The following is an 8,479-nucleotide window of genomic DNA, read 5'->3' as shown; positions in this document are numbered from 1 at the left end:
CCGGCGCCAAAACCCCCGACGGCGCGACAGAGGCGGCCTGAGCGATGAGCACGACCGAGGCGCCCGGTCGGAAAGGCCGGGCGTTTTCGTTTGGGGTTGCGTCCTTGGCTTGGGGCGACCACCCCGGGCCTCGCCCGCTCCTTCCCCGGGAGGGCGCATTGGCGAGGACAAAGCGGACACGAGTGACCGACGGGCTTGCAAGATAAAGCGCCCGGGCACCGGCCGGACGAAGCGCCCACCCAAGGCTCTGACGCACCCGGAAGACCCCACACCAGAACACCCGCGCCCCTCGCGAGCGCGGGTTTCTCGTGAAACATAAATGGGTCGTCAGTCGCGGCGGCCCGCTTCCAGCGCATCCTCGAAGGTGCGCAAACCGGTTCTCGGAGCCTGAACCAGCACCGCCATATTGCCCGGCTTATGCTCGTTGCGCAGCATCTTGGTGTGGGCCTGCGGGATCTGATCCCACGGGAAGACTTCGGACATGCAGGGGTCCAGACGCCGCTCTACCATCAGCTTGTTGGCCGAGGCCGCCTGCTTGAGGTTAGCGAAGTGCGAGCCCTGCAGACGCTTCTGGTGCATCCACATGTAACGCACGTCGAAGGTGCAGTTGAAGCCGGAGGTGCCGGCGCAGATCACGACCATGCCGCCCTTCTTCACCACCAGCGTCGAGACCGGGAAGGTCGCCTCGCCAGGGTGTTCGAAGACCATGTCCACGTTCACGCCCTTGCCGGTGATGTCCCAGATCGCCTTGCCGAACTTGCGAGCCTCTTTCAGCCATTCGTTATATTCCGGCGTGTTGACCGTGGGCAGCTGCCCCCAGCAATTGAACTCCTTGCGGTTGATCACGCCCTTGGCGCCCTGATCCATCACGAACTGGCGCTTGCTCTCGTCCGAGATCACGCCGATCGCATTTGCGCCCGCGGTGTTCGCGAGCTGGATCGCGTAGGAGCCGAGACCGCCAGAGGCACCCCAGACCAGCACGTTCTGGCCGGGCTTGAGCTCATGCGGGTGGTGACCGAACAGCATCCGGTAGGCGGTGGCCAGCGTCAGCGTGTAGCAGGCGGCCTCTTCCCAGGTCAGGTGTTTCGGGCGCGGCATCAGCTGTTGCGCCTGCACGCGGGTGAATTGCGAGAACGAGCCGTCATGCGTCTCGTAGCCCCAGATCCGCTGGCTGGGCGAGAACATCGGATCGCCACCGTTGCATTCCTCGTCGTCGCCGTCGTCCTGGTTGCAGTGGATCACGACCTCGTCGCCGACCTTCCAGCGTTTGACCTTGTCGCCCACCTTCCAGACGATGCCCGAAGCGTCCGAGCCCGCGATGTGATAGGGCTGCTTGTGCCCGTCGAAGGGCGAGATCGGCACGCCGAGGCCTGCCCAGACGCCGTTATAGTTCACGCCAGCGGCCATCACGAGCACCAGCACTTCGTGGCTGTCGATCTCCCAGGTGTCGACGACTTCCTGCTGGAACGACTGCTCGGGCTCGCCATGGCGTTCGCGGCGGATCGCCCACGCGTACATTTTCGGGGGGACGTAGCCGAGGGGCGGCATCTCGCCGATCTCGTAAAGGTCCTTCTCCGGCGCGTCGTAGGGCGCGATCCCGGTTTCCTGATCAAGGGCCATGGCTCTCTCCTGTCAAAATCTCGCCGCGCCGCAGAATCGGGGCGGGTTGAGTAGGAGAGTTACGCGTGGCCGAGTAACTTTGCAATAGTTGTAACGCATAGTTTTGAAATAATATGTCCCTGCCGTTTCGCGCGGCGCGGATCATAGATCAAAGTTCGGGGCAGCTGTAACTCCCGTCCTTGGCTCTTTTCGCTTTGACGAAACTGCCATCGCCGACGCTGCAGAGAAGCGCCCCGTCGGGGAAAGCTTCGCCTTCCTGGTTTCGCGCGTTCCTCACTGCGCCATAGGCTGCCTTGCCCCCTTCATAGCCAAGGTTTGTTGCTCCAACGGCGGTGTTGACCACCACCCGACCGCCGAGCTTGGCAGCATCCACGGAGTTGTCGGTGACCTGCTCTCGGGTGCAGGCGGGCAGAGTGGCAGCAAGGGCGAGGGCGGGAACGATCAGCAGTTTCAAAGGGCTCTCCTAAGGTGGTCTCCCCGTCAAAACCCCGCCCTGCTACGATGCGTTCCCTTGGGGCTGCCGCCTCGCCGCGACGCAGCGAATTGACAGGATCACAAAATTGAATTTAAACCATCCAAATGCGCAACAATATTGCGCAGACAAGATTCGCACCCCGATGGAGGCCGCAATGACCGACACGATGCCCGCCAAAGACCGCCCCTGGCTGTTTCGCACCTATGCGGGCCATTCCACGGCTGCCGCCTCGAACGCGCTCTATCGCAACAACCTCGCCAAAGGACAGACGGGGCTCTCCGTGGCTTTCGATCTGCCGACCCAGACCGGCTATGACAGCGACCATGTCCTGTCGCGCGGGGAGGTGGGCAAGGTCGGTGTGCCGGTCTGCCATCTGGGCGACATGCGCGCGCTGTTCGATGAGATCCCTCTCGAGCAGATGAACACCTCGATGACGATCAACGCGACCGCGCCTTGGCTCTTGTCGCTCTATATCGCTGTGGCCGAGGAGCAGGGCGCGGATGTCTCGAAGCTGCAGGGCACGGTGCAGAACGATCTGGTGAAAGAATACCTGTCGCGCGGCACCTATATCTGCCCGCCGAAGCCGAGCCTCGCGATGATCACCGATGTCGCGGCCTATACCCGCGAGCACCTGCCGAAATGGAACCCGATGAATGTGTGCTCCTATCACCTGCAGGAAGCCGGGGCGACGCCGCAGCAGGAACTGGCCTTCGCGCTGGCGACGGCGATTGCAGTGCTCGACGATCTGAAAACCAAAGTACCGGAAGAGGCCTTCCCGGCGATGGTCGGCCGCATCTCCTTCTTCGTGAATGCGGGCATCCGCTTTGTCACCGAGATGTGCAAAATGCGCGCATTCACGGAGCTTTGGGACGAAATCTGCCGTGACCGCTACGGCGTCGAGGATGAGAAATTCCGCCGTTTCCGCTATGGTGTGCAGGTGAACTCCCTGGGCCTGACCGAGCAGCAGCCGGAGAACAACGTCTACCGTATCCTGATCGAGATGCTGGCCGTGACGCTGTCGAAGAACGCGCGCGCCCGCGCGGTGCAGTTGCCTGCGTGGAACGAGGCGCTGGGTCTACCGCGCCCGTGGGATCAGCAATGGTCGCTCAGGATGCAGCAGATCATGGCCTATGAGACCGACCTGCTGGAATATGGCGACCTCTTCGACGGGAATCCGGCGGTGACCGCCAAGGTCGAGGCACTGAAAGATGGCGCCCGCGCCGAACTCGAAACGCTCGACGGGATGGGCGGGGCGATCGCCGCGATCGACTACATGAAGTCGCGTCTGGTGGAATCGAACGCCGCCCGGATCAACCGCATCGAGGCCGAGGAGACCATCGTCGTCGGCGTGAACCGCTGGCAGCAGGGCGAGCCCTCTCCGCTGACCGCAGGCGATGGCGGGATCATGGTCGTCGACCCGGCGGTGGAACAGGAGCAGATCGACCGGCTGAACACATGGCGGGCCGAGCGCGACGAGGCCGCCGTGCAGGCTGCGCTGGCCCAGCTCAAGGCGGACGCGAAAGCCGGCAAGAACGTCATGGAAGCCTCGATCGCTGCCGCGAAAGCGGGCGCGACTACCGGCGAATGGGCGGGCGTGATGCGTGCGGTTCACGGCGAGTATCGCGGTCCGACGGGCGTCTCGCGTTCGCCCTCGAACCAGACCGAAGGGCTCGACGATATCCGCGAAGCCGTGGACGCGGTCAGCTCGCAGCTGGGCCGCCGCCTGAAATTCCTCGTCGGCAAGCCGGGCCTCGACGGCCACTCGAACGGCGCCGAGCAGATCGCCTTCCGTGCCCGCGATTGCGGCATGGACATCACCTATGACGGCATCCGCCTGACGCCGGAACAGATCGTCGCCAAGGCCATCGAGGACGAGGCGCATGTGGTGGGGCTGTCGATCCTGTCCGGCTCGCATATGCCGCTGATCGAGGAACTGATGGAGCGGATGCGCGCGGCGGGCCTCGACCATGTCCCGGTCGTCGTGGGCGGGATCATCCCGGATGAGGACGCGAAGAAGCTTCTCAGCTTCGGCGTCGCCCGCGTCTACACGCCCAAGGATTTCGAGCTGAACCGGATCATGATGGATATCGTGACGCTCGCGACCCCGGCCGAGAAGGCGGCCTGAACGCGCAAGCCAATTGGGATCGGGAAGGGGCAGGCGTCTTCTTCTCGACCCAAATATCCCCGCCGGAGGCTCCCGGTGGCGGACCCCGCGAAAACCGCGCCCTTTCTCCCTTCCGCCCGCCAATATGCGCGGGTAAGGTCGCGCCATGACGACCCCCATGATCCAGTTTTCCGAGGACCAGGCCGAGGCTTGGGATGCCGTTGCTTCCGCGCTCGAGGCGGCGGGGGTCGATATTCTCGAAGGCGCGATGACGCCTGAAAGCGGCAGCAAACGCGTGCTGTCGGTGATCGGCAAGGCGGGGTCGGGCAAGACGCTGCTTCTGGCGGAACTCTACAAGGCGCTGGAGGCGGCAGGGGTCGATCTGGTCTCGGGCGATTTCGAGGGCAAGCGGCGCAAGGAGAAGCGCACGCTGGCGATCCTCGCGCCGACGAACAAGGCGGCGAGCGTGTTGCGCTCGCGCGGGGTGCCCGCGACGACGATCCACCGCATTCTCTACACCCCCGTCTACGACCCGGAATACGAACGGATCGCGGAATGGCTCACAGGTCAGGGCGAGCGTCCGAAGCCTGAATTGCTGATCGAGATGGGGCTCACCGAAGAGACGCTCGACCGGGCGAAGGCCTTCTACGATCTGCACAAATCGATCCCGGCGGCGCTGGCTTCGGCGGGGTTGCGCGGCTCGGATTTCATCAATGGCTGGAAACGGCGCGAAGACCCGCTCGATATCGGTTTTGTCGACGAAGCCTCGATGCTCGACGAGCGGCAGTTCGACGATCTGCGCGAGATTTTCCCGACGCTGGTTCTGTTTGGCGACCCGGCGCAGCTCGCTCCGGTGAACCAGTCGGGCGAGATGGTGTTCGAACGGCTGCCCGACGAGCGCAAACACATTCTGCACCGCATCCACCGGCAGGCCGAAGATAACCCGATCCTCGATCTGGCGCATATGCTGGGCGACGACAGCCTGACCTTCGAGCAGTTCGAGCGCGAGATCGAGAAGGCGGCGGCGAAGGATGACCGCGTCGTCTGGGCCGAGCGGGTGGAGAGCGATCTGATGGCGCGCTCGCCGGTGCTTGTCTGGCGCAACGCGACGCGCATCCGGTTGATCCATGCCTTCCGTGCGGCCCATTCCGCGCCCGCCGACATGATGCTGCCGGGCGAGCCCTTGATCTGCGACGGGATCGAACTGCCGGTGAAGCATCGCAAGAAGCGGATCGATCTGGAGGCGCGCGGCCTGATCAAGGGTGCGCAGGTGATCTATCTCGGCCCCGGCAAGAAGCCCGGTTTCTCGCGGCTACACGTGATGGGGGCGGAAGATCCGCGGCTTTCGGCGGCCTCGATCGTGAAGATCGAGATGCCGGACGAGGAAGAGCCGTTCATTCCGTTCGCGGCCCGGATGGGCGCCACCTTCCTGCATGGGGCGGCAGTGACCATCCACAAGGCGCAAGGCTCGCAATGGGAGGATGTGCAGGTTTTCGCGCCGGATATCTACGCGGCTTACAGGGCAGGGCGCATCGAGGCGGGTATCCCGCTGTGGAAGCGGCTGGCCTATGTCGCGATCACCCGGGCGCAGCATCGCCTGCTTTGGGTGGTGCGGGCGCGGCTGGCACGGCCCTCGGCGCCGCTGACCATTGACGACCTGCCGAAAGGCGGCGGTAAGCTGGAACTGAAAGCCGAACCGCAGAACGGATAGGGCCGGAGCCTCCGGCGGGGATATTTGAGCCAAGGCGAAGGAGGGGCGAGATGGGCGTGATGGTGGTGACCGGGGCGAGTGCCGGGATTGGGCGCGCGGTGGCAGAGGCCGCGCTGGCCGAGGGCTGGCAGGTCGCCTGTCTGGCACGTTCGGAAGACAAGCTGGCGGAGGTCGCCGCGAAGGGCGACGGGCTGGCGGTGGCCTGCGACGTGAGCGATGCGGCAGCGGTGGAGCGCGCCTTCGCCGAGGTGGTCGCCAGGTTCGGCCGGATCGACGTGCTGTTCAACAATGCCGGGATGTTCCCGCCTGCGGCCTTGCCCGACGAGGTTACGCTCGAGGATTGGGATGCCTGTATAGCGGTGAACCTGACGGGGATGTTTCTTTGCGCCCGGGCCGCTTTCGCGCAGATGCGCAGGCAGGCCCCGCGCGGCGGACGGATCATCAATAACGGCTCGATCTCGGGGCAGGTGCCGCGCGCGAAATCGCTCGCCTATACGACCACGAAACACGCGATCAACGGCATGACCAAGCAGATCGCGCTGGACGGGCGCGACTTCGACATCGCCTGCGGGCAGATCGACGTGGGCAACGCGCGCACCGGGCTTCTGGCGAATATGGATGCGGCGGCGGCGAAGACGGCGGAGCCTACGATGGATGTGGCGAATGTCGCGCGCTCGGTGCTGTACATGGCGTCGCTGCCGCTGGATGCGAATGTGCTCAACATGACGGTGATGGCGAGCGGAATGCCCTTCGTCGGGCGTGGTTAACGCACGAAGCGGAAGATCGCAGCGGCGGCCCAGCCAGCGAAGACCGCAAGCGCCAGTGACAAAAGCCCGTAGAGCGGCGCGTTCTCATGGGCGAGCGAGTAGAGCCACCGCTCAAGCCCGACTTTGCGCACTTCGATCGCCGATTGGTATTTGTCCACCAGCTTGCCGCCGCGCAGTAGGAAGATGCGGGTCTTGTAATCGCCCTCGATGAGGTTCGCCGGCAGCGCGAAGTCGGCGCGGAACAGTGTGTCGTCGACGATATGCACGCCGCCCGACTCCATCTTGTAGAGGCCTTGCTGCTTGCGGATATCGACCATCGCCTCGGTGAAGGGGATCGAATCCTCGACCGTGATCGGCCCGGAGAAGGCCCGCATCGCGAGCGGGATCGAGATGCGCTGCTGGATATCGGTGCGCCGCGAGAGGATGTCCTCCATCGGACCGGAGGTGGCGACGGCGTAATAACTGGGCGCGGCGGCCACGCCGACGGAGGCCGTGTTCACCCAGATGCCGAATTCGCGCGATTTCCGGCGGATCGTGACCGGGCCGAGCGGACCTTCCAGCGTCACGATCACCGCGAGTTTCTGCCCGTCGGGCTGCGGGGCCTCGCGCTTGATGGCGCCATAGATCAGGATTTGTGACCCGTCGAAGGACGTTGTGATGCCGATATTGTCACGGCTCAGCCCCGCGACGATCTGCTCGTCTGGCTCGGGGCGATTGGTGATCGGCATCCCGGGGCGCGCGGGGAGTACTTGCCGGGTCTGCGCCAAAGCGGGCAGGGCGGCTGCGCAAAGGCCGAGGACGAGAAGAGCGGCACGGATCATCATTCGCCCCCCGATGCGATGGAGTAGAGATTGGCCGGATGCAGCACGAGGTCGAGGCCGAGCTTGCCTGCGACGATGATCACGAGAAGCGCCAGCAAAATACGAAGCTGTTCCGCCTTCAGCCGCGCGCCCAGACGCGAGCCGATCTGTGCGCCGATCACGCCGCCGACGATCAGCAGCAGCGCCAGCATCACGTCGACCGTCTGATTGGTGATCGCGTGCATCAGCGTCGTGAAGGCCGAGACGAATAGAATCTGGAACAGCGAGGTGCCGATCACGACCTTGGTCGGCATGTTCAGCAGGTAGATCATCGCCGGAACCATGATGAAACCGCCGCCGACGCCCATGATCGCCGCGAGAATCCCGACCAAGGTGCCGACCAGCAGCGGCGGGATCACCGAGATATACAGGCCCGAGGCCCGGAACTTGAACTTGAAGGGCAGCTTGTGGACCCAGGTGTGCTGCACGCGTTTCTTGCGCGCGCCACCGCCCTTGCGCTGCTTTTGCAGAGTGCGGATGCCCTCCTGCAGCATAAGTAGTCCGATCAGGCCGAGAAAGACGACGTAGCAAAGCTGCACCGCGAGGTCGATCTGGCCGAGCGCGGTGAGCAGGTTGAAGACGTAGATACCGCTTGCCGAGCCAAGAAGGCCGCCCACCAGCAGCACGAGCCCCATCGGGATGTCGACCGCCTTGCGTTTGAGCTGCGCAAGAACCCCTGAGACCGAGGAGGCGACGACCTGGTTGGCGCCGGTCGCCACCGCGACGGAAGGCGGGATGCCGATGAAGAACAGAAGCGGCGTGATCAGGAAGCCGCCGCCCACGCCGAACAGGCCTGAGAGCAGCCCCACGATGCCGCCGAGCCCCAGCAGGGTGAAGATATTGACCGAGACTTCGGCGATGGGCAGGTAGATCTGCATGGACTGCACCCGCTGAGGAGGTTGCATCGTTAGTGTCCCCGAAGGACAGGCGAAGTCAAACCCC

At 64.4% G+C, this 8,479-nt stretch carries 7 protein-coding genes; 3 read left to right on the top strand and 4 right to left on the bottom strand.

The window, feature by feature from the left end:
• Positions 1-327: 327 nt before the first annotated feature.
• Positions 328-1,620 carry a crotonyl-CoA carboxylase/reductase gene (ccrA, locus tag DEM26_RS03085; protein WP_075773779.1) on the bottom strand — a complete coding sequence of 431 codons (1,293 nt, stop codon included), beginning with the start codon at positions 1,618-1,620 and terminating at the stop codon, positions 328-330.
• A gap of 148 nt (positions 1,621-1,768) precedes the next feature.
• Entirely contained in the window at positions 1,769-2,074 is a 306-nt protein-coding gene (locus DEM26_RS03080; RefSeq protein ID WP_088719433.1) for a hypothetical protein, read from the bottom strand.
• 163 nt (positions 2,075-2,237) lie between these two features.
• Between DEM26_RS03080 and DEM26_RS03075 the strand changes: the two genes are divergently transcribed.
• The 3 genes from DEM26_RS03075 to DEM26_RS03065 all read left to right on the top strand — a co-directional run bounded on the left by DEM26_RS03075 (position 2,238) and on the right by DEM26_RS03065 (position 6,677).
• Positions 2,238-4,220 (top strand): protein meaA, encoded by a 1,983-nt coding sequence (locus DEM26_RS03075; protein WP_255415014.1) that lies wholly within the window; start codon positions 2,238-2,240, stop codon positions 4,218-4,220.
• Between the two features lie 145 nt (positions 4,221-4,365).
• A complete protein-coding gene (locus tag DEM26_RS03070) occupies positions 4,366-5,910 on the top strand; it encodes an ATP-dependent DNA helicase (protein ID WP_088719434.1) in 1,545 nt (514 codons plus the stop codon).
• Positions 5,911-5,960: 50 nt separating this feature from the next.
• A complete protein-coding gene (locus tag DEM26_RS03065) occupies positions 5,961-6,677 on the top strand; it encodes an SDR family oxidoreductase (RefSeq protein WP_075773783.1) in 717 nt (238 codons plus the stop codon).
• Here DEM26_RS03065 and DEM26_RS03060 read toward each other — a convergent pair.
• Both DEM26_RS03060 and DEM26_RS03055 read right to left on the bottom strand, forming a co-directional pair.
• The gene (locus DEM26_RS03060; protein ID WP_166504624.1) at positions 6,674-7,498 is read right to left on the bottom strand and encodes a TIGR02186 family protein; all 825 of its coding nucleotides are present in this window, start codon (positions 7,496-7,498) and stop codon (positions 6,674-6,676) included. The two genes, DEM26_RS03065 and DEM26_RS03060, sit on opposite strands and share 4 nt — an antisense overlap.
• Positions 7,498-8,415: a sulfite exporter TauE/SafE family protein gene (locus DEM26_RS03055; RefSeq protein ID WP_075773784.1), complete on the bottom strand. Its 918-nt coding sequence runs from the start codon at positions 8,413-8,415 to the stop codon at positions 7,498-7,500. Before DEM26_RS03055 ends, DEM26_RS03060 begins: the two co-directional genes overlap by 1 nt.
• Between the last annotated feature and the right edge of the window lie 64 nt (positions 8,416-8,479).

Source organism: Thioclava sp. NG1, from assembly GCF_003122275.1.
GTDB classification, from domain to species: Bacteria; Pseudomonadota; Alphaproteobacteria; order Rhodobacterales; family Rhodobacteraceae; genus Thioclava; species Thioclava nitratireducens.
This window is presented reverse-complemented; position numbering and strand designations above follow the sequence as displayed.

Excerpts from the sequence above, each read along its gene's own strand:
- ccrA (WP_075773779.1), bottom strand. The coding sequence starts at position 1,620 with ATGGCCCTTGATCAGGAAACCGGGATCGCGCCCTACGACGCGCCGGAG.
- DEM26_RS03075 (WP_255415014.1), top strand. The coding sequence starts at position 2,238 with ATGGAGGCCGCAATGACCGACACGATGCCCGCCAAAGACCGCCCCTGG.
- DEM26_RS03070 (WP_088719434.1), top strand. The coding sequence starts at position 4,366 with ATGACGACCCCCATGATCCAGTTTTCCGAGGACCAGGCCGAGGCTTGG.
- DEM26_RS03065 (WP_075773783.1), top strand. The coding sequence starts at position 5,961 with ATGGGCGTGATGGTGGTGACCGGGGCGAGTGCCGGGATTGGGCGCGCG.
- DEM26_RS03060 (WP_166504624.1), bottom strand. The coding sequence starts at position 7,498 with ATGATCCGTGCCGCTCTTCTCGTCCTCGGCCTTTGCGCAGCCGCCCTG.
- DEM26_RS03055 (WP_075773784.1), bottom strand. The coding sequence starts at position 8,415 with ATGCAGATCTACCTGCCCATCGCCGAAGTCTCGGTCAATATCTTCACC.